The organism is Pantoea sp. X-Soil-YNGN-775, from assembly GCF_059730575.1.
Genome location: NZ_AP035945.1, coordinates 1,915,783 through 1,936,697 on the forward strand (window position 1 = coordinate 1,915,783; position 20,915 = coordinate 1,936,697).

The 20,915-nt window shown below is 58.8% G+C and carries 21 protein-coding genes; 16 read left to right on the forward strand and 5 right to left on the reverse strand.

Annotated elements, in window-relative coordinates; genetic code table 11:
• Positions 1 to 11: 11 nt before the first annotated feature.
• A complete protein-coding gene (locus tag AC6I8I_RS09030; RefSeq protein ID WP_497819972.1) occupies positions 12 to 572 on the forward strand; it encodes an isochorismatase family protein in 561 nt (186 codons plus the stop codon).
• Between the two features lie 51 nt (positions 573 to 623).
• Here AC6I8I_RS09030 and pqqU read toward each other — a convergent pair whose 3' ends face one another.
• The 3 genes from pqqU to AC6I8I_RS09045 all read right to left on the reverse strand — a co-directional run bounded on the left by pqqU (position 624) and on the right by AC6I8I_RS09045 (position 3,863).
• Positions 624 to 2,750, reverse strand: a complete 2,127-nt coding sequence (gene pqqU / locus AC6I8I_RS09035) for a TonB-dependent receptor PqqU (RefSeq protein WP_497828577.1) — start codon at positions 2,748 to 2,750, stop codon at positions 624 to 626.
• A gap of 218 nt (positions 2,751 to 2,968) precedes the next feature.
• A complete protein-coding gene (locus AC6I8I_RS09040; RefSeq protein WP_497828578.1) occupies positions 2,969 to 3,547 on the reverse strand; it encodes a diguanylate cyclase in 579 nt (192 codons plus the stop codon).
• The gene (locus tag AC6I8I_RS09045) at positions 3,534 to 3,863 is read right to left on the reverse strand and encodes a hypothetical protein (protein WP_497828579.1); all 330 of its coding nucleotides are present in this window, start codon (positions 3,861 to 3,863) and stop codon (positions 3,534 to 3,536) included. The genes AC6I8I_RS09040 and AC6I8I_RS09045 overlap by 14 nt, the downstream gene beginning before the upstream one ends.
• A gap of 11 nt (positions 3,864 to 3,874) precedes the next feature.
• Here AC6I8I_RS09045 and AC6I8I_RS09050 point away from each other — a divergent pair, with 11 nt between their 5' ends.
• Both AC6I8I_RS09050 and AC6I8I_RS09055 read left to right on the forward strand, forming a co-directional pair.
• The gene (locus tag AC6I8I_RS09050) at positions 3,875 to 4,738 is read left to right on the forward strand and encodes an NAD(P)-dependent oxidoreductase (protein ID WP_497828580.1); all 864 of its coding nucleotides are present in this window, start codon (positions 3,875 to 3,877) and stop codon (positions 4,736 to 4,738) included.
• Positions 4,735 to 5,517 carry an AraC family transcriptional regulator gene (locus AC6I8I_RS09055; protein WP_312056141.1) on the forward strand — a complete coding sequence of 261 codons (783 nt, stop codon included), beginning with the start codon at positions 4,735 to 4,737 and terminating at the stop codon, positions 5,515 to 5,517. The genes AC6I8I_RS09050 and AC6I8I_RS09055 overlap by 4 nt, the downstream gene beginning before the upstream one ends.
• Here the strand turns inward: AC6I8I_RS09055 and leuA are convergent.
• The gene (leuA, locus tag AC6I8I_RS09060; protein WP_497828647.1) at positions 5,438 to 7,153 is read right to left on the reverse strand and encodes a 2-isopropylmalate synthase; all 1,716 of its coding nucleotides are present in this window, start codon (positions 7,151 to 7,153) and stop codon (positions 5,438 to 5,440) included. The two genes, AC6I8I_RS09055 and leuA, sit on opposite strands and share 80 nt — an antisense overlap.
• Positions 7,154 to 7,370: 217 nt before the next feature.
• On the opposite strand from leuA, the gene AC6I8I_RS09065 reads away from it, so the two are divergent.
• The 8 genes from AC6I8I_RS09065 (at position 7,371) to AC6I8I_RS09100 (ending at position 14,834) form a co-directional block, all read left to right on the forward strand.
• Positions 7,371 to 8,387, forward strand: coding sequence for a dipeptidase (locus tag AC6I8I_RS09065; protein ID WP_312056169.1), 1,017 nt, complete (start codon positions 7,371 to 7,373; stop codon positions 8,385 to 8,387).
• Between the two features lie 146 nt (positions 8,388 to 8,533).
• Complete coding sequence (pqqA, locus tag AC6I8I_RS09070; RefSeq protein WP_009090272.1) at positions 8,534 to 8,605, forward strand: pyrroloquinoline quinone precursor peptide PqqA; 72 nt, start codon at positions 8,534 to 8,536, stop codon at positions 8,603 to 8,605.
• Between the two features lie 54 nt (positions 8,606 to 8,659).
• Positions 8,660 to 9,577, forward strand: coding sequence for a pyrroloquinoline quinone biosynthesis protein PqqB (pqqB, locus tag AC6I8I_RS09075; RefSeq protein ID WP_497828581.1), 918 nt, complete (start codon positions 8,660 to 8,662; stop codon positions 9,575 to 9,577).
• 3 nt (positions 9,578 to 9,580) lie between these two features.
• Positions 9,581 to 10,336 (forward strand): pyrroloquinoline-quinone synthase PqqC, encoded by a 756-nt coding sequence (gene pqqC / locus AC6I8I_RS09080; RefSeq protein WP_031377893.1) that lies wholly within the window; start codon positions 9,581 to 9,583, stop codon positions 10,334 to 10,336.
• 3 nt (positions 10,337 to 10,339) lie between these two features.
• Entirely contained in the window at positions 10,340 to 10,618 is a 279-nt protein-coding gene (pqqD, locus tag AC6I8I_RS09085; RefSeq protein WP_312056139.1) for a pyrroloquinoline quinone biosynthesis peptide chaperone PqqD, read from the forward strand.
• On the forward strand, positions 10,605 to 11,747 hold the full coding sequence (pqqE, locus tag AC6I8I_RS09090; RefSeq protein ID WP_497820020.1) for a pyrroloquinoline quinone biosynthesis protein PqqE: 1,143 nt from the start codon (positions 10,605 to 10,607) through the stop codon (positions 11,745 to 11,747). The genes pqqD and pqqE overlap by 14 nt, the downstream gene beginning before the upstream one ends.
• A gap of 2 nt (positions 11,748 to 11,749) precedes the next feature.
• Positions 11,750 to 14,131 carry a pyrroloquinoline quinone biosynthesis protein PqqF gene (gene pqqF, locus AC6I8I_RS09095; RefSeq protein WP_497828582.1) on the forward strand — a complete coding sequence of 794 codons (2,382 nt, stop codon included), beginning with the start codon at positions 11,750 to 11,752 and terminating at the stop codon, positions 14,129 to 14,131.
• 118 nt (positions 14,132 to 14,249) lie between these two features.
• The gene (locus AC6I8I_RS09100; protein ID WP_312056137.1) at positions 14,250 to 14,834 is read left to right on the forward strand and encodes a YceI family protein; all 585 of its coding nucleotides are present in this window, start codon (positions 14,250 to 14,252) and stop codon (positions 14,832 to 14,834) included.
• A gap of 44 nt (positions 14,835 to 14,878) precedes the next feature.
• Here AC6I8I_RS09100 and dld read toward each other — a convergent pair whose 3' ends face one another.
• A complete protein-coding gene (gene dld / locus AC6I8I_RS09105) occupies positions 14,879 to 16,576 on the reverse strand; it encodes a D-lactate dehydrogenase (RefSeq protein ID WP_312756894.1) in 1,698 nt (565 codons plus the stop codon).
• A 458-nt stretch (positions 16,577 to 17,034) separates the two neighbouring features.
• Between dld and AC6I8I_RS09110 the strand changes: the two genes are divergently transcribed.
• From AC6I8I_RS09110 to AC6I8I_RS09130, 5 genes are all read left to right on the forward strand, one after another.
• The gene (locus AC6I8I_RS09110; RefSeq protein WP_497820023.1) at positions 17,035 to 18,015 is read left to right on the forward strand and encodes a 6-phosphofructokinase; all 981 of its coding nucleotides are present in this window, start codon (positions 17,035 to 17,037) and stop codon (positions 18,013 to 18,015) included.
• A gap of 10 nt (positions 18,016 to 18,025) precedes the next feature.
• On the forward strand, positions 18,026 to 18,340 hold the full coding sequence (locus AC6I8I_RS09115) for a PTS sugar transporter subunit IIB (RefSeq protein ID WP_031377537.1): 315 nt from the start codon (positions 18,026 to 18,028) through the stop codon (positions 18,338 to 18,340).
• Positions 18,333 to 19,700: a PTS sugar transporter subunit IIC gene (locus tag AC6I8I_RS09120; RefSeq protein WP_497828583.1), complete on the forward strand. Its 1,368-nt coding sequence runs from the start codon at positions 18,333 to 18,335 to the stop codon at positions 19,698 to 19,700. Before AC6I8I_RS09115 ends, AC6I8I_RS09120 begins: the two co-directional genes overlap by 8 nt.
• Entirely contained in the window at positions 19,687 to 20,529 is an 843-nt protein-coding gene (locus AC6I8I_RS09125; protein WP_031377539.1) for a class II fructose-bisphosphate aldolase, read from the forward strand. Before AC6I8I_RS09120 ends, AC6I8I_RS09125 begins: the two co-directional genes overlap by 14 nt.
• A gap of 110 nt (positions 20,530 to 20,639) precedes the next feature.
• Complete coding sequence (locus tag AC6I8I_RS09130; RefSeq protein ID WP_312056131.1) at positions 20,640 to 20,909, forward strand: hypothetical protein; 270 nt, start codon at positions 20,640 to 20,642, stop codon at positions 20,907 to 20,909.
• The last annotated feature ends 6 nt before the right edge of the window (positions 20,910 to 20,915 follow it).

Consider the following 20,915-nt stretch of genomic DNA (forward strand, 5'->3'; position numbering starts at 1 on the left):
GAGGACTAAAGATGGCTGTAACCACACTTGATGCGAAAACCGCGCTGATTGTAATCGACCTGCAGCACGGCATCGTTGCGCTGCCACTGGTACATCAGCCGCAGCCGGTGATTGAGCAGTGCGCGCGCCTGGCACAGGCGTTTCGTGCCAGCGATCTGCCGGTGGTACTGGTCAACGTGGCGGGCGGTGCACCGGGACGGACTGAACAGGCACGGCATGGCGGCGAACTGCCGGCCAACTGGGCCACCCTGGTGCCGGAAATGACGCCGCAGCAGGACGACCTGAGCATCACAAAAAACACCTGGGGGGCTTTTCACGCGACGCCACTGCACCAGCAGCTGCAGCAGCGTGGCATTACGCAGGTGGTGATTTGCGGCATCGCCACCAGCATTGGGGTTGAATCCACGGCACGCCAGGCATATGAATTAGGTTACAACGTCACGCTGGCCACCGACGCGATGACCGATTTAGACCTCAATACCCACAACAATAGCGTCAACCTGATCTTCCCACGCTTAGGCGAAACCGGCAGCAGCGCTGATATTCTGGCGCAGCTGACTTCGCGCGCCTGATTAGCGTGTGAACTTAAGAGTCGGGCCACCGCAATGGTAGCCCGACTTGTTTTAGCGGAAGGCGTAGCCGAGGGTTAAACCAACGCTGTAATTGCGGCCGGGTGCTGATTCAAAGTAGCGACCATTGCTCTCATTGACGATCACCGATCCGACGTACTCGCGGTCAAACAGGTTGTCGACCCGCCCAAACAGGTCCAGCGTCCAGTCGCTGACCTGCCACTTATAACCACTGTTCAGGCCAACCACGGTGTAGGACGGCGTTTTGACCTCATTCTGATCGTCAGCGGCGATCTGACTCAGATAACGCATTTCAGCCCCGGCATAGAATCCCTGTTCCGGCACATAGCCCAGTCCGGCGTACAGCATATTGCGGGCGATGCCCGGAATGCGGTTGCCGTCACAGCTGTCGCTGCCACAAGCGTTGCTGCGATAGCGCGCATCCAGCAGGGTGTAGGCCATTTTCAGCTGCCAGTCCCAGCCAAACTGCTGATCTAACGCCAGCTCCAGTCCGCGGCGGCGGGTCTCCCCGGCATTTTTATAGGTGGTGCGTCCACCACTGCTGGTATCAGCAACAATTTCATCCTGGGTATCGGTCTGGAACAGCGCCGCACTGACCAGGCCATTGCCGATCCGTTTTTTGCTGCCGATCTCCAGCGTGTCGCTGGTGGCCGGTTTCAGGCCAAGATTCAGGCCCGACTGACCATCAGAACGGTAAGAAAGCTCATTGATGGTCGGGGTTTCAAAGCCGCGACCGGCCGAAAGATAGGCGTTCCAGCTCGGATCAAACGCATATTTCAGCGACGCCGCCGGCAGCCATTTGTGATAACGGGCATTGCCGCTGTCGTCACCGTTGCCGTTACCAACGTAGAAGTCATTGGAGTCGAAGTTGACGGTGCTAAAGCGCACGCCCGCATCCAGCGACAGCTTATCGGTCAGCTGCCAGGCCGTCTGCAGATAGGGGTCGAGGTTCCACATCAGATTACGCTCGTTGCGGCGCAGGTTACCCTGATCGCCGTAATGCGTCACGCCGTTGCTGACGGTGAAGTTCTCATAGCCTTTACGCCGTTCGGTCATGGTCTCGTAGTCGAGACCGCCGGTCAGTGTCACCGGAATCGACAGCAGCGTGTCGCGGTGCGTCCAGCGGGTATCGATCCCCTGATAGTGGCGGGTCAGGTCGATTACGCCGCCGGGATGGCTGGGATTGCTCTGTACGCTGGCGGGAATCGACTGAAACTGGGTGGTTTCCCGAACCCCGGCGTAGACCATCACGCTGAGATCGTCGTTGTCGCTCATCTGGCGCTGGTAGTGCAGGCCGCCCTGGGTCTGATCGACAGTTTTACGCGTATTGTAGAGCGAAACGTTGCTTACCACCTGACGCGGATTGTCGCGCCACTGGGACGGCGTCAGCCCGCCCGGGTCCTGCGCATCAATATGCACGCTGTTGAACAGCAGGGTTAAGGTACTGACATCATCAATCCGCACCCCGAGCCGCGCATTGCCGAGATTTTTCTGCGCCGAACTGTGATCGCGATAGCCGTGAGTGGTAAAGCGTGAGGCGGAAACGGTGTAGTTCACATCCCCGGCGTGGCTGCCGTCGCCGGTCGCGCCGCTGGCTTTGACGCTGTTGCGCCAGCTGCCATAGCTGCCGTACCAGCTGCTGGCCTCCAGCGTGGGCGGCTGTTGCCCGGCCTGGGTGGTGACATTCACCACTCCGCCAGAGGCGTTGCCGTACAGCGCGGAAAACGGCCCGCGCAGGACTTCAACGTGGTCGATTGAACCGATATCGATATTCGAGGTTTGCGCCTGGCCGTCCGGCATGGTGGCCGGAATGCCGTCGACATAGATGCGTAAACCGCGCACGCCATAGGTCGAGCGTGAGCCAAAGCCACGGATCGACAGCTGCAGGTCCTGGGCATAATTTTGCCGGTTCTGGATTTGTAAGCCCGGCACGCTGCTAAGGTTTTCTGACAGGTTGACGCGTGGCGCGGCCTGACGCATCTCATCACCGCTGACCACACTGACCGCGGCGGGCGTGTCGAGTACATTCAGGCCGCTTTCGGACGGGGTCGCGCTGACCACCAGGCTATTGTCATTCTCTTCTGCCAGCAGCGACAGCGGAAACAGGGCGGGCAGGATCAACAGCGGCAGCGTCGCCTGACGCAGTAACGTTATTTTCATTTTTAGCGGCCTGAAAAGAGGAATAATGAACCAGCTGGAACAATTGGCGCGTATGGTAATGCTTTACCGGGTTCTGGTATAGATCTTTACGTGTCGTCAGGCTTATTCCGTTCACCCGACAACGCAGACGCTATTTTATCAATCTGCGGCTGGCGACGGTTATTTCATTTTCTGCTGGTCTGCCGTGCGCAAATAACCGCCGCCGGCAGGTTGTGGAATTAATCGCCGGCTGCGGCTTTATTCGCGGCACGCTTACGCGCTTTTTTGCCGCGCCAGTACTCTTCCAGATAAGGCAGCATCTCCAGCAGGAAAATAGCCGACAGAACAAAAATGATATACCCGGTCGGCAGGGGATCGGCGCGCCACATCAGCTCAAAACGGGGCGGCTCAGCGCCGAAACCAAATAACGCCTGGAACTGCGGCCAGTGCCGTGAAATAACCAGCAGCAGCGCCATCAGCGGCACCATCTCCAGAAAACTGTGAACATGCTGCTCGATCGGCCTGACCTCACGCGCCGTCACCGCGTAGCTGACATCCCACAGCGCGGTGGCTTCGTGACAGAAAAACAGCACAATCATAAAGGCGATCACCAGCGCATTCACCTCTAAAAACAGGGCCGACAATAACGGCAGTCCCATCTCTAAAAACATCAGAATATGGATCCAGGTTTCTTTCAGGCCGGTGGTGTTTTCAATATCGGTCGCCCGATGACAGATCCAGTCAGCGAAACCAGCAATAAGCCAGACCGGTAACACGAAATAAAGTAACAGCAGCATTTGCGGATCAAATTGATGCATTACACAGCCTCTGCGGAATGAAAGTGAATAAAGCATAGACCTGGCAGGATGAGACGCAAAATGCGGCCGCGGCAGGCGTGCTGTTTATTGTTGACTCAGGCAAAGAGGCGATTAGCGCCGCAGGATCAATAACAGGCGTGCGCGGCCGGAATATTAGCGCGCCGACAGCGTAGGTGCCAAAACAGGCCATTGCTGACAGCCTCGTCGCGTTGGGCTGGATTTTTTGGCCGTTTGCCGTCAGGCTGAAGACAGCCTTTTTTAAGCCTCGTGCGTCGGGGCCTGTCGGGTCGCGGCGCATCATTTCTTCATTGATCAAAGGGAGTCAGCATGAGTCAACAACCTGAAGTGGCGGTTCTGGGATTGGGTGCAATGGGCCACGCGTTTGCCGCTAACCTGCTGAAGAAAGGCTTTAAGGTCCACGGCTGGAACCGGACCCGCGCTCGCGGCGAGGATCTGCTGGACGCCGGTCTGCAACTGGCCGATTCGCCCGCCGGGGCGGTGCGTCAGGCGGATGTGGTGATTGCGATGCTGTCGGACGGCGAGACCACTGAGCAGGTGCTGCAGCAGAGTCAGACGGCGTTTAAACCGGACGCCATTTTATGTCAGATGGGCACCATCGGCGTGGAAAAAACCGACGCGCTGATCGCCCTGTTCGCTGACGCGCGCAGCGACGTGCTGTTTATTGACGCGCCGGTATCCGGCACCAAAGCGCCAGCAGAAAATGGCCAGATTCTGGTGCTGGCCAGCGGCGATCGCCGCCGCGCAGCCGCGGCAGAAACGGTGTTTGCCGCGATTGGCAAGGGCACGCAGTGGCTGGGCGAGGCGGGTAAAAGTTCACGCATGAAGCTGGTGATCAACAGCTGGCTGATTGGCATGATGCAGAGTCTGGCGGAGAGCACCCAGCTGGCGGCGCAGTTTGGTTTTTCGACCGACGATCTCTGGCAGGTGCTGGAGGGCGGTCCACTGGCGGCCCCGTACGCAAAAATGAAGCTGGGGATGATCGCCAGCGACGACTACACCCCGCAGATGAATCTGGTCTGGGCGCTGAAAGATGCCCGACTGGCCCTTGAGGCGTCTGATATTGCGCTGCCGGCGCTGGAAAATATTGCTGATTTCTGGCAGCAGGCGGTGGATGACGGCCTGGGTGAACAGGATCTGGCGGTGGTCTACCGCTATCTGAACGCGCCATGAGTTGTCCGCCCGGCTTTGACTTCAGCCACCGGCCGCTGGTGCCGCTGGCGCACGATTACGCCCACGGTGCCAGCGAGCCGTGGCATCAGCATGACTGCGCGCAGCTGATCCACACGCTGAGTGGCGTGGTGCGGGTGGAAACCGAATTTGGCAGCTGGACGGTGCCGCCGAGTCGCGGGGTCTGGCTACCGGCGTTTACCCGGCATGCGCTACAGATCACCGGCAGGGTGGCGGCACGAACGCTGTTTATCCATCCGCTGGCGCGCGCCGATCTGCCGGCCAGTTGTCAGGTGGTGCAGATTACGCCGCTGCTACGTGAGCTGATTGTCAGCGCGCTGACGTTGCCGTCCGCCTATCTGGCTGACAGCCGGGCCGAACGGATCGTGGAACTGATTCTGGACGAAATCCGCGGCATGGACGTGTTGCCGTTTGCGCTGCCCGCACCGCACAGCGCCCGATTACAGGCGCTGTGCCAGCGTATTCAGCAGACGCCGGGCGAAAGCTGGACCCTGCTGCGTGCCAGCGCCAGCCTTAACGTCTCGGGCCGCACGCTGGCGCGTCACTTCAGCCGTGAAACCGGCTTACAATTCAGCGACTGGGTCCGTCGCGCCCGCCTCGCCATCGCCCTGACGCGACTGGCGCAGGGCGATTCGGTGCTGCGGGTGGCGCTGGATCTCGGCTATGACAGTCCCAGCGCCTTCAGCGCGATGTTTCGTCGCCTGCTGGGCGTGGCGCCGACGGACTATTTTCCCGCGCAGGAAAGCGACTCGCCGCGTTAAACAGCGCCTGCAGCGCGGCGCGCGCCGTATCATTATCGATGCTCACGCCCCAGTAGCGGTTGCCACTGGCATCCAGACAGCTGATATAGGCGACCGAGCGACTCTCACTGCGTTTCCCCAGCGTGTGTTCATGGTAATCCTCAATGGTCAGCGCCAGGTCGAACGCGTGGCGCAGGGCATTCACCCCGGCCGACAACCAGCCGTTGCCGCTGCCCTGTAAGCTGAGGGTGCGCGACTGAGAGCTGACGCTGGCGTTAAGCGTGGTCTGGCCGTGGTTATCGCTCTGGCTGCTGGCCTTCAGCAACTGCAGCGTTGGCTGGTCCACGCCATACTGACGACAAAACAGCTGCCACAGCGCGTAATGGGTCATCTCGCCGCCATGATGGTCAGTGTGCTGCTGTACGCAGCGGCTGAAATCCTGCTGCAACGCGCGCGGCAGCTGTAAGCCGTGGTTTTGCTCCAGCAGCCACGCGGCACCGCTTTTGCCTGACTGGCTGTTCACCCGAATCACCGCTTCATAGCTGCAGCCAATATCGGCCGGATCGAGCGGCAGATAGGGCATCTGCCAGTGCGTTTCCTGCTGGCTGGCGCGCCAGGCAAAACCCTTGCGAATCGCATCCTGATGCGAGCCGGAGAAGGCGGTAAACACCAGCTCGCCGGCATAAGGATGGCGCGGGTGGACCGGCAGCTGATTACAACGGGTCACCACCTCCAGCACTTCGCTCATCTGGCTGAAATCCAGCTGCGGGGCGACGCCCTGGGTGTAGAGATTCAGCGCCAGGGTGACCAGGTCGACATTGCCGGTGCGCTCGCCGTTGCCAAACAGACAGCCTTCGACCCGATCCGCCCCGGCCAGCAGCGCCAGTTCAGCGCAGGCGACACCGGTGCCGCGATCGTTATGCGGATGGACGCTGATGCAGACTGCCTGCCGGCGGCTGAACTGGCGGCAGAACAGCTCAATCTGATCGGCATAAACATTGGGCGTGTTGACCTCCACCGTGGCGGGCAGGTTGATGATCATCGGCCGGCTGGCGTCAGGCTGCCAGACGTCGGCGACCGCTTCACAAATCTCCAGCACAAACGCCATTTCGGTAAAACAGAAGGTTTCCGGCGAGTACTCAAAGGTCCACGCCGTGTCGGGCTGCGCCTCACAGGCGGTGCGGATCTGCTGCGCAGCGGCCGTGGCCAGCGCCACGATCTCCGCTTTGCTCTGTTTGAAAACCCGTTCGCGGAACAGCGGGGCGGTGGCGTTATACAGATGCACAATCGCCCGCGGCGCGCCCTGCAAGGCGACGAAGGTGCGTTCAATCAGGTCATGGCGCGCCTGGGTCAGCACCTGCAACGTCACGTCATCAGGAATGCGCTGCTGCTCTATCAGATCGCGCACAAAGTCGAAGTCGGTCTGCGAGGCCGACGGAAAGGCGACCTCAATTTCTTTAAAGCCGCAGCGCAGCAGCAACGCCCAGAACGCCATTTTGCGGTCGCGATCCATCGGTTCGGCCAGCGCCTGATTCCCGTCACGCAGATCGGTAGAGAGCCAGCGCGGTGCGTGGCTGAGCTGGCGCGCAGGCCACTGGCGATCGGGCAGGGTGATCAGCGGGGATGGACGGTATTTCTCAGCGGGATTGGTCAGCATCATCATTCTCTCCAGGGGTTTTTTTTCCAGTCTGGCGGCAGCGGGCCAGCGGCGCGCGCGCAATGCTGACAACCTGATGCGCAAAAGTGACAACCGGCGGGCTGAGCGGCGGAGAGCCGCGCCGCGCAATGAACCCTGGGTGCGCTGCGGTTTGATGAATCCGCCGGGCAGGGGTAGCATGGCGCGATCTTGGTTAGCGTTTTCCAGTCAGGTGTTTATGTTGATTTTTGATGGTCACAACGATCTGCTGCTTAATCTGTGGCTGCATCATCGTGATGCGCCGGTGCAGGCGTTTTACAACGGCATTGAGCGTGGGCATCTTGATTACCCGCGTATCCAACAGGGCGGCATGGGCGGCGGGTTGTTTGCGATTTTTGTGCCGCCGCAGGAGTACATCGCCAGAATGGCGCCGGCACGTGCCGACGAGCCGTATCAACCACTGCAGATTATGTGGCAACAGCTGGCGATTTTGCAGCAGCTGGCCGATGAGTCGGATGGCCGGGCGCGCATCTGCCGCAGCCATGATGAGATTGTGGCCTGCCGCGCCGCAGGCGTGCTGGCGATGGTGGCACATATTGAAGGCGCTGATGCACTGGACGGTGACGGCGAGGCGTTACAGGCGTTCTGGCAGGCCGGGGTGCGCAGCATCGGGCCTTTCTGGAATCTGCCTAACCGGTTTGGTCAGGGGGTCAGCGGCCGCTTTCCCGGCTCGCCCGATACCGGTCCGGGGCTGACGGCGGCGGGCGAAGCGCTGATTCAGCAGGCGAATGCGCTGCGGATGATGATCGACGTGTCGCACATGAATGAAAAAGCGTTCCGGGATACCGCGCGACTCTCTGATGCGCCGCTGGTCGCCAGCCATTCCAATGCGCATGCGCTCTGTCCCCAGCCGCGTAACCTGACCGATGCCCAGCTGGTGGCGATCCGCGACAGCGGCGGGCTGGTCGGGATTAATTTCGGCAACGCCTTTTTGCGCGCCGATGGTCAGCGCGACAGTAACACTCCGTTGACAGAAATTGTTAAGCATTGTGATCATCTGTTGAGGATAATGGGCAGCGACCATGTGGCGTTTGGCTCCGATTTCGACGGTATAACCCCGCCGGAGGCGCTGGGCGATGTCAGCGGATTACCGCGTCTGCTCGCCGCTTTGCGGGAAGCGGGCTATGATCAAACACTGACAGAGAAGCTGGCGTGGGGAAACTGGCAGCGGGTTTTAGCGCAAACCGGCCTGTGATAACAATTTCCTTACTTCTTTCGGGTTGATCTCGATGCGCCATTGGCGCAACATCTGTCGGCAAATTTGTGACTGGGATCGCGTTTTACCCTCAGTCGCCGGATTTTCTGGCCGCTAATTTACTGTTACTCAAGAGGAAATAAATCATGTGGAAAAAGCCAACTTTCGTTGATCTGCGTCTCGGCCTGGAAGTGACTCTGTACATCTCCAACCGTTAATAATTCTGCCCGCCATCTGCGCGGGCATTTTGTTTCAACTTCTGGTTTTCCTTCATGTTTATTAAAGTCCTCGGCTCAGCCGCTGGTGGCGGATTTCCGCAGTGGAACTGTAACTGCGCCAACTGCCATGGCGTGCGTACCGGCACCATTGAGGCCAGCGCACGGACCCAGTCGTCGATTATCCTCAGCGATAATGGCGAAGACTGGGTGTTATGTAACGCCTCGCCCGACATCAGTCAGCAGATTCTGCATACTCCCGAATTAACCCGTCACGGGGTGCTGCGCGGCACGGCGATCGGCGCGATTATTCTGACCGACAGTCAGATCGACCACACCACCGGGCTGCTCAGCCTGCGGGAAGGGTGCCCACATCAGGTGTGGTGTACGCCGGAAGTGCATCACGACCTCAGCAGCGGCTTCCCGATCTTTCCGATGCTGACCCACTGGAACGGCGGTTTGCAGCACCGGCCGATCGCGCCGCTGACGCCGTTCAGCGTCGATGTCTGTCGCGATCTAAAGTTCACCGCGATTCCGATTCTCAGCAATGCGCCGCCCTATTCGCCTTACCGCGATCGGCCACTGCCGGGCCACAACGTGGCGCTGTTTATCGAAAACCGCAGCAACGGCAAGACGCTGCTGTATGCGCCGGGCCTCGGCGAACCGGATGCGGTAATAATGCCGTGGCTGCAAAAAGCCGACTGCCTGCTGATCGACGGCACGGTCTGGCAGGATGATGAGCTGCTGACCACCGGCGTCGGTAAAAATACCGGCAAAGCGATGGGTCACCTGGCGCTGGCCGAAGAGCAGGGCCTGATGGCGCTGCTGTCCTCGCTGCCGGCAAAACGCAAAATTCTGATTCACATTAACAACACCAATCCGATTCTCAACCAGCAGTCCCCTCAGCGACAGTTCCTGACGCAGCAAGGGATTGAGGTGAGCTGGGACGGAATGGCGATCCACCTTCAGGACTAAATCATGCAGATCACTGACACGCTGTCGCCGCAGGCTTTTGAACAGGCCCTGCGCGACAAAGGCGCTTACTACCATATTCATCATCCGTATCACATCGCGATGCATAACGGTCAGGCGACGCGCGAGCAGATTCAGGGATGGGTGGCGAATCGCTTTTACTACCAGACCACCATTCCGCTGAAAGATGCTGCCATCATGGCTAACTGTCCCGATCCGGCGACCCGGCGTAAATGGGTGCAGCGTATCCTCGATCACGACGGCAGCAATGGCGCTGAAGGCGGAATTGAAGCCTGGCTGCAGCTGGGCGAAGCGGTCGGGCTAACGCGTGAAGAACTGATTTCCGAGCGGCACGTGCTGCCAGGCGTGCGCTTTGCGGTTGACGCCTACGTCAACTTTGCCCGTCGCGCCAACTGGCAGGAAGCGGCCTGCAGCTCGCTGACCGAGCTGTTTGCACCGCAGATCCATCAGTCACGCCTCGACAGCTGGCCGCAGCACTATCCGTGGATCAAAGAAGAGGGCTATTTCTACTTCCGCAGCCGCCTGAGCCAGGCGAACCGCGATGTGGAACATGGCCTGGCGCTGGCGCTGGAATTCTGCACCACCGCTGAAAAGCAGAACCGGATGCTGGAAATTTTGCAGTTTAAGCTCGATATTTTGTGGAGCATGCTCGACGCGATGACCATGGCCTATGAGCTTAAGCGTCCGCCTTACCACACCGTCACCGACAAGGCGGCGTGGCACACCACCCGACTGGTATAACACATGAACGAAAAATCTATTGCCGCGTTCCGTCGCGGCTACCGCATGCAGTGGGAAGCCGCGCAGGATAGCCACGTAGTGCTCTATCCGGAAGGGATGGCGAAGCTCAATGAAACCGCCGCGGCCATCCTTGAGCTGGTGGACGGCAAACAGGATATCGCCGCGATTATTGCCACCCTCGACAGCCGCTTCCCGGAAGCCGGCGGCGTCGGCGACGATGTGAAAGAGTTCCTGCAATCAGCCTATGAACAGAAGTGGATACAGTTCCGTGACCCCGAGTAAACCTGGCGTAAATCCGCCGCTCTGGCTGCTGGCGGAGCTGACCTATCGCTGCCCGCTGCAGTGCCCGTACTGCTCGAATCCGCTCGATTTTGCCCAGCAGGAGAAAGAGCTGACCACTGAGCAGTGGATCGAGGTGTTTCGTCAGGCGCGCGCCATGGGCAGCGTACAGCTCGGTTTTTCCGGCGGTGAGCCGCTGGTGCGTAAGGATCTGCCTGAGCTGATCAAAGCGGCGCGTGACCTCGGCTTCTACACCAATCTGATCACCTCTGGCATTGGCCTGACCGGGAAAAAGCTGGATGCGTTCAGCGAAGCCGGGCTGGATCATATTCAGATCAGTTTTCAGGCCAGTGATGAAACCCTGAACGCCGCGCTGGCCGGTTCGAAAAAAGCCTTCCAGCAGAAGCTGGAGATGGCGAAGGCGGTTAAGGCGCACGGCTATCCGATGGTGCTGAACTTTGTGCTGCACCGCCATAACATCGACCAGATCGATAAAATTATCGATCTCTGCATCGAGCTGGAAGCGGATGATGTTGAGCTGGCGACCTGCCAGTTTTATGGCTGGGCGCAGCTCAACCGTGAAGGGCTGCTGCCGACCCGCGAACAGATCGCCCGCGCCGAAGCGGTGGTCAGCCGTTACCGTGAGCGGATGAGCGCCAGCGGCAACCTGACCAACCTGCTGTTTGTCACGCCTGACTATTATGAAGAGCGGCCGAAAGGCTGTATGGGCGGCTGGGGCGCGATTTTCCTCAGCGTTACACCGGAAGGCACCGCGCTGCCGTGCCACAGTGCGCGCCAGCTGCCGGTGGAGTTTCCGTCGGTGCTGGATCAGCGGCTGGATGACATCTGGTATCACTCGTTTGGTTTTAACCGTTATCGCGGTTACGACTGGATGCCGGAGCCGTGCCGCTCCTGCGATGAGAAAGAGAAGGACTTTGGCGGCTGTCGCTGTCAGGCTTACATGCTGACCGGCAATGCCGACAACGCCGATCCGGTCTGCAGTAAATCGCCGCACCACGACAAAATCCTCGCCGCACGCCGCGAAGCCGATTGCAGCGATATCAAAATTGGACAGCTGCAGTTCCGCAATCGCAGCAATTCTCAGCTGATCTACAAGACCCGGAACCTGTAACCGTGCGCCGCCTGGAGATTAACGGCCTGCGGGTGGAACTGGTGCATCAGCCTGATGCGCGCCAGGCCGCAGCGTTAATTCAGGTCGGTGCCGGCAGCCACGATGAGCCGGAGCGCTGGCCGGGCCTGGCGCACCTGCTGGAGCATCTGCTGTTCACCGGCAGCGCCGGCTGGCCGGACGACGGGCGGCTGATGAGCTGGATCGCCGCGCAGGGCGGTCGGGTCAACGCCACCACGCTGGCCTGGCGCAGCGCCTGGTTTTTTGAGGTTGCGCCGCCGCAGCTGGCTGACGGACTGGCGCGCCTGCAGGATATGCTGTGCCATCCGCTGCTCGATCATCAGGCAATCCGTCAGGAAATCGCGGTGATTGAGGCTGAATATCAGCTGATCCAGCAGCATCAACCTTCGCGTACCGAAGCCGCGCTGCTGCATGCCGCCAGCGCACCCCCGGCGTTTCGGCGCTTTCAGATTGGCAGTCGCGCCAGCTTTGGCGAAGAGATGACCGCGCTGCAACAGGCGCTGCGTCAGTTCCATCAGCGCCATTTTTATGCCGCTAACATGCAGCTCTGGCTACAGGGACCGCAGTCGCTGGATCAGCTGGAGCAGCTGGCGCGCACCTTTGCCGCCGCGCTGCCAGACGGGCAGTGGCAGCAGGAGACGCCGCGGCCCACGCTGCCGGTCAGCGACGGGTTGCGCCTTGCCAACAGCACACCGGCCGCGCTGTGGCGCAGCTGGCTGCTGGACAGCAGTGACGGTGTCACGTTATGGCGTGAGTTTCTGCTGGATGAAGCGCCGGGTTCGCTGCTGGCTGCACTGCGTCAACAGCAGCTGGCCGATCGGCTAAGCCTGAAGTGGCTCTACCGGGCGGATAACGCGGTGTGGCTGGCGCTGGGCATTGAAACCGAGCGGCCTGAAGCGGTTAACGCACTGCTCGATCGCTGGTTATCCGCCCTCCGGCAGACCGATCGGCCGCAGCATCAGCACTATCTTCAGCTGGCGCAACAACGCTTTGCGGCACTGACGCCGCTCGATCAGCTACGCGAGCGCGCCTTTGGCTTCGCCCCGCAAACCGAGGTCGGTGCGTTTGCGTCATGGCTGGCCACGCTGGCGGATGCGCCTGGCACCACGCTGGTGTGCAGCCCGCAGGCGGCTGAGGAAAATTGCCACAGCCAGGGCTTCAGCCTGGCGCTGCACCCGTGGCAGCCTGCGCTGCCCGTCGCCGACAGTGCGGCAGCGTTCGCTTTCTATCCGCTGGCGGCAGCGCTGACCCATCAGCCGCTGCCGTCACAGGCGGTGCCGTTACCGCATTATTCTGCTGTGGAACCTGTCGCCGAACCCGAACTTATCGGCCACGGCGAGGCTGACAGTCCGACCGCTGAGCCGGGTGCCGACGCCGATCCGGCTGGCGATAATACCGCTACGCTGCTGCTGCGGCCGGAGTTCTTTTCAACCTTCAGCGCGGCGATGGGGCACGCCTATGGTCGCCGGCTGCGCCCGTTATTTGCCGCCTTGCGTCACTCAGGTGGCCAGGGCGAATGGCAGGAGGTGGAGGGCGTGTGGCAACTGACGCTGCAACTCCCCCGCGATCTGGCGGTGGCGGACTGGGCGCTGCATCAGCTGGTGCTGGCGCTGACGCCGCCGGTCGACGACGAGCCGCCGCCGCCGCCCGACACTATCGCCATCCGCGCGCTGCTGCAGCAGTTGCCCTATCAGCTGGCATCAACCTTTTCGCCAGGCTGCTGGCGGGCGTTGCTGACCGGCGGCAGCACGGCGCTGCAGACGCTGATTGCCCGCCGTCTGAGCGCGCTGCCGCTGCCGGTTAACCCGGCGGCGTCGCCGATGCGCACCAGCGCGCCGAGCGGCATGATTGCGCTGCCGCACGCCAGCCGCGATAACGCCTTGCTGCTGTTTATCCCGCTGCACCAGCCGTCACGCGCGTCGACTCAGGATGCGCAACAGCTGGCTGCGCTGCGGGCGCTGGCGCTGCTGTATGAGCCGCGTTTCTTCCAGCGTTACCGGGTCGAACAGCAGATAGGGTACGTGGTCAGCAGCCGCTACCTGCGCTGTGCCGATCAGGATGGCGTGCTGTTCGCGCTGCAGTCGCCCGATTACAGCGCGCTGTCGCTGCTGCGCTACTGCCGTAATTTTCTGCGTTCGCTGAATGAGGCGCTGGCGAGCTGCGATCTGGCGGCGCTGAAGGCCAGTCTGCATCGCGAACGGCTTGATACACCGCTGGCCCGCTTACGTCAGCTGAATGGCCTGGCCGATGCGGATGCGGCGGCGATTGACGCGCTGGACGTTGTCAGACTGCAGCAGCTGCACCACGATTTGATTCAGGCGCGGCGTCGCTGGCGGGTATTATTTACCCCAGGTAGCGCAAGCTAAGCGGCAGCCGCAAAGTTGCTGAATTTATTTGAAAATTACCGACAAATCTCTTCACTGTTTATTCCGACCGAATTGCACCACACTCAGTTTACTTTTTGAGTTGTACAAGGAATTTATCGTGAAGAACCTCAAGCGTATTGCGCTGCCCCTGTTAGCCGTTGCCAGCCTGTATGTTCCTGTCTCTCAGGCAGAAGCGATGCACTACCAGCTCAATCCAGAGCACACCTCGGTGGTGGTCAGCTGGAATCATTTCGGTTTCTCACACCCGACCGCCGATATCCCGGATGCCAGCGGGACGCTGGTGTTCGATAAAGATCATCCTGAGCAGTCACGTGTTGATGTGACGCTGCCGGTCAGCAAAATCGACAGCCACGTTGCGGCACTGACCAAAGAATTTAACGGTGCAGACTATTTCGACACCGCGAAATATCCGACCGCTACCTTCCACAGCACCAAAGTGGTGGCGAAGGGCGATAACCGTTTTGACGTCGAAGGTAACCTGACGCTGAAAGGCATCACCAAACCGGTGACGCTGCACGCCACGCTGAACAAGCAGGGCGAGCATCCGATGGTGAAGAAGCAGGCGATTGGTTTTGATGCCACCGGCATCATCAAGCGCTCCGACTTTAAGCTGGATAAATATGTTCCGGCGGTAGGTGATGAGGTTGCGCTGACCCTGTCGACTGAAGCCTACGCTAAATAGCTGCGGGCCACGCAATAAGGGCCGCAGCCCTTATTGCGTATCGCTTACTGCGCCCAGAATTTCTTCTTACTGGTTTTACCGATCCCCGGATTAAAACTGTTGGTCGGGTCCAGCGTCTGCCAGTGCGCTGCGTGTTCGTCTGACGCACAATAGAGATGGCCGACATTGTGTTCCGCCGGATACTTCGCCCCGCGCTGCTCCAGCACCGCAATCACCGCCTGCTTAAACGCCTTCGCATCCACGCCCGGTTTCAGCACATAATCCTGATGATTGACGTAGCAGAAAAAATGGCCGCAGCAGGAGTCGACCTGCACCTGTTCCGCCAGCTCGGGCGGCAGTTCAATGCGCCATGATTGATCGTTACGCCGTAACGCCACGTCAAATGCCACCAGCCGCCGATCGGGGTCATAGCCGAGATAATCACAGTAAGAGATGGTGCAGCCGCCCACGCCGAAGCGCACCAGAAACGCATCGCGCGCTTCCTGCTGGTTACACAGGAAAAAATCGCCCTGACCCTGACTGAAGAAGCGGGTCAGCAGGCCCTCCAGCTCTGCGGTCTGCTGTGCCTCCACTTTGATCATCAGATGATGCTCAAACCGATCGCGGTAGGCCATAATGCGCGGCGCCACTCCGCGCGGGGTGATCTGATTAAACAACTGCAGCAGTCGATCAACACTGTTACGCGGTAAAAACGGCAGATGGCTGACCCGCACATCCCAGCGGGCTTTCTTCGCCATCAGTCCGGGCAGCGCCTGCGGACCGAGTTTGCCAATCGCCAGCATCATATGTTTGCTGTAGCGCACCGTGAGATCAAAGGCGTTGCGATGGATATATTCAGCCTGAATCGGCAGCGCCTGCATTTCTGCCAGCAGCACCCGCCGCAGCGCCACCAGCTGCTGCTCATCGTCGCTGCCGATATAGAAGGTGCGGGTCTGCGGACTGGCTTCAAAGGTCGGCAGACGCACCGCAAACACCACCACTTTACCGGCGCTGCCCGCGCTTTCATGCAGATAACGCCGATCGCCATTAAAGCGCGACGGGCTGTCCGCCGCCGTGTCCCGCAGCTGGCTGGCGTAGTCGTCTGCCCAGATTTTCCCCGCCCAGTCGGGTCGGTCGCCGGTGGTGTAGTTCTGCTGCTCCAGCCGCTGCAACATCTCTTCCGGGCTCTCTCCCAGATCGATACCCAGATGATTCACCATCTCCAGTCGCCCATCGTCATGCAGACGGGCAAACAGCGACTTTTCGGTAAAGGCCGGACCGCGCCGGATCAGCGATCCGCCCGAGTTATTACAGATACCGCCAATCACCGATGCGCCGATACAGGAGGAGCCGATCACCGAATGGGGTTCCCGGCCCAGCGGGGCGAGAATGTTCTCCAGCTCGGTCAGGGTGGCACCCGGAAAGGCGATCACCTGACGCGCCTGGTCGATCACCTGTACCCCTTTCAGCCGACGGGTACTGACAATCACCACCTCGCGATCGTAATCATTGCCATCCGGCGTCGAGCCGCCGGTCACCCCGGTATTGGCCGCCTGCATCAGCACGATGGCGTTGCTGGCGCAGCAGATTTGCAGGACCTGCCACAGCTGCAGCAGCGTCTGCGGCAGCACCACGGCCAGCGCTTCCCCCCGACCGACCCGGAATCCTTTGGTGTACCAGGCTTTATCATCCCGATCGGTGAGCAGATTTTTCACACCGACCCGTTCGCCAAGCTGGCGGAGCATGAGCTGAGAGGAGGTCATTTGATCTCAATATTTTGGTTAACAACAGAGAGTCATTGGACAGCCGGCGCCATTCCACTGTCAATCATTGATCGCCAGCGAAATAACAAAAATAGCGATTATTGCGGCGTTTTTAATCAGCTTTTTGCATCCGAAGCCCGACGAAAATAGTCGCCGAACCGCAAAAAATGAGGTGAAAATCACAAATTTGTCACGACGATTCGCCCGCCAATCGGCCGGTCAGTCTCTGGCAACAATATTCCCTGAATACGTTAGCTAACCCGCTGATATATCAGGATTCACACCACGCCGATCGGCGCTGTTGATTGTGATGGTACTCACAAATATTCCTGGTAATAATCCGCTGTCAATCATCTCACCCGCAAAATACAGCTCATAACTGTGATCTCCGTTGCAAATAACAACGCCTTATCCCGGAACAATGAAACCCGACACCAATTAAGCCAGCGGGGTGAATAATGCGAATCGGAATAGTGATCAGCGGTGGCGATGTCAGCGGCATTAATAACTTTGTTTTTCAGATCGGCCGACTCACTCAGGCAGAGATCGTGATATTTGATGGCGGCATACCCGGTTTATTAAGTCATTGCCACCGGGATATTAGTCAGCGTGATCTGCTGGACTTTTCTATCGCCCCGATCCCGGTGATGCAATCGGGACGGACGCAAAAAAAATTGCTGCGCAGTGAATATGAAATGATTGCCCGCCAGCTAAAGAGCGCACGGATTGAAGTATTAATTATGGCGGGCGGTGACGGGTCGCTGCAATTTCTGCATACCCTGTCGGAATCTGGCGTCAATTGTTTTGGCGTCGGCATGACGATTGATAACGATGTATTTGGCAGTGATTATACGCTCGGTTTTTCCACCGCCTGCGAGCAGGTATTAAAAGAGGTGGCAAAGCTGCGCAATACCGGTCGGGCATTACCCGGACGGGTATTTATGCTGGAATTACTCGGCGGCTATTGCGGCGAGTTAACCCTGCAGTCGGCGTTAAAATCCAATGCCGATTTTGCGCTAATCCCGGAGTGCCAGATTCCGCTGCCGCAGCTGGCTCAACGCATCACCCAGCGGCTGGCGCAGCAGAACAGCGTGGTGATCCTCTGCTCAGAGGGCTACACCCGTGAATATTCGCCCGGTTTTCAGGGGGCGATCGATACCTTAATCAAACAGCTTGAACCGTTAATTGGCGTTCGCATCCGCAAAACCATTCTCGGTTACGGGCTGCGTAATGGTGAACCGACCTGTGAGGAAATTTATCAGGGCACCATTATGGCCAGTGAAGTGGTGCGTTGTATTCAGTCAGGAATGCGCAATAAAGCGGTGATTATTAATGGCAGTAATAAACCGATTCCGATTGATTTAATAAGCATGCAAAAACGCCTGGTCGATATCGACGGGCATCATTACAAGCTCGCTAAACAACTGCAAATTCTGTGAGGAGAAAACCATGCTGAAAATTTTATGTGTCTGTGGCTGCGGATTAGGATCCAGTTTTGCGATTGAGATGAGCGCAAAAGCGGTTTTAAAAAAACTGGAAATTGACGCGGATATTGACCACACCACCATTTCTGAAGCCAACGCGTTTAAATCAGACATGATCCTGACGCAAAAAGCCTTTGCCGATGTATTAAATGCCGATGCCAGTCCGGAACAGATTAAACGGGTGATTATTCTGAATAAGCTCACCGATAAAGCGGAAATCGAGCAAAAGATCGTCGCCTTTTTAAAAGAACGCAACATGAAGGTCGCTGCCCATGAATAGTGTGATCGACTTCCTGGTAAAAGACTTATTAGGGCAGGCCTCGATTCTGATCGCCTTTATTGCCCTGATTGGTTTGCTGCTGCAAAAAAAATCGGCCGGCAAGGTGGTGGAGGGCACCTTCAAAACCCTGCTGGGCTTTTTAATTATGATGGCCGGTATCAATATTATTGTCGGCACGCTGACCTTCCTTAACACCATTTTTACCCACGGCTTCGGGATGCAGGGCTACATCACCGATGTGGCGGCGATTGCCGGGCTGGCCAACCGTGAACTGGGATCGGAGGTGGCGCTGACCCTGCTGGTGATTTTTATCGTCAACATTATCATCGCCCGCCTGACGCCGTTTAAGTACATCTTCCTCACCGGCCAGGCGCTGCTGTGGATGGCAACGATTGGTGCGGTAATTGGCTACAAGGCGGGACTGAGCGGTCTGCCGCTGATCCTGACCGGCGGCATTTTCGGCGGGATTATGGCGGTGGTGATGCCTGCACTGGCGCAGCCAGTGGTGCGGCGGATTACCGACTCTGATGATGTCGCGCTGGGCCACTTCTGCACCATCGGCTATCTGGTGACGGCAGCGGTGGCGAAGGTGGTCGGTAAAGGATCGCGCTCAACCGAAGACCTGAAGCTGCCGGATAACTTCAAGTTCCTGCAGGACACCTATCTGTCGATGGCGCTGGTGATGGTGCCGATGTACCTGATCCCGGCGCTGGCGGCTGGCCCGGCGTTTATTGCCCAGTACAGCAACGGCATGAACTACCTGATGTACGCCTTTATGCAGGCGATTCAGTTCGTCGCCGGGGTGTTCGTGCTCTACAGCGGGGTGCGTCTGCTGCTTAACGAACTGGTGCCAGCCTTCCGTGGCATTGCGATGCGGGTGGTGCCGGACGCTAAACCGGCGCTCGACTGCCCGGTGATGTTTCCCTACGCGCCGAACGCGGTGATTGTCGGCTTCCTCGCCACCACGCTCGGCTCCATCGTCGGCATGCTGGTCTTCCCGATGTTTGGCCTGGCGATGATCCTGCCTGGTCTGTTGACCAACTTCTTCGCCGGCGGCACCGCCGGGGTGTTTGGTAACGCCATCGGCGGACGGCGCGGGGCGGTGATTGGTGGCTTCGTCCACGGCCTGTTTATCACGCTGCTGCCGGCAATTCTGGTTCCGATGCTGGAGAGCTACGGCTTCACCGGCGTGACCTTCAGCGATTCCGACGTGATCAGCACCGGGCTGGTGCTCGGCCACGCCTTCCAGAACAACTGGCTGTTTGTCGCCCTGTTTATCGCTTTCGTTACTGCACTCGCCTGGTTTGTTAACGGGAAATCCACTAAGCCACAAGAGGAAAAAATCCATGAAACTTTATAATTTCGCCGATCTGTTACAGCTGGCTAAGCAACGCGATTTTAAAGCGGTCGGCTCGTTTAACCTGCACTGCCTGGAGATGCTGCCGGCCTATTTTAAAGCGGCGGAAAAAACCAACAGCCCGTTAATGATTCAGATCTCCACCGGTACGGCGAAATACCTGGGTCATAAACTGCTGGTCGATGCGATTAAATCATTGTCAGAAAGCACCGGCGTCCCGACCTGTCTGCACCTTGATCACTGTTCCGACCTGGCGGCGATTCAGACCGCCATCGACGCCGGTTTTAGCTCGGTGATGTATGACGGATCGCATCTGCCGATTGAGGAGAATATCGCCAACACCCGTCGGGTCATCGACATGGCGCGGCCGCACAACGTCTCGGTAGAGGCGGAGCTTGGGGCGATTGGCGGTTCAGAAGATGGCAAATGCGTCGAAATGGAGGCGATCGCCTTTACCCCGGTAGAGGATGCCAGACGCTTCGTGGAGGAGACCGGCGTCGATATGCTGGCGATTTCGATCGGCACGGTGCATGGCCTGTATACCGGTAAAGCGCATATTCAGCATCAGCGGCTGGCGGACATTACCGCCGCCACCCACACGCCGCTGGTGCTGCACGGTGGGACCGGCGTCAGTGACGAAGATATGCGTTTAGCGGTGCGCAGCGGCATTGAAAAGGTCAACGTCGGCACGGAAATGAATGTGCAGTGGGTCGCACAATGCAAAACCAGCTTTGAAAAAGGCAAGGTCAACGACAGCGTGCGTAATTTCCTGGTACCGGCCAATGATGCGGTGACCAGCGTGCTGGTTGAGAAGATGCAGTTGTTCCGTTAATCGCCCGGTCTGAGGGCGCGGCCGACCTGAATCAGCGGTCAGTCGATCATTTCATTCTTTATTACGCCTTAACCTGAGGTGCCCCGGCGCCGGTCGGGGCAGGAGACGCTATGTTTGGATTCTTAAAAAAGTCGCCGCCAGCTGAACAACCGGATACGGAACAGCAGGACCAGCAGGCGCAAGCCAGCCGCGAGAAAATGACCGAACTGGAAAATAAGCTGGCTGACAATCCGCGTGATGGCGAGACGCAGAAGCAATTAATGCTGGAATATAACCGGGCATTAAGCTTATTTGCCAAAAGCCGTCGCTACCGAAATGAAATTGATGCGCTGTTTGTCAAAATCGATGAATTACGCAATCTGGTTCGCCAGTCGATTTAAGGAGAG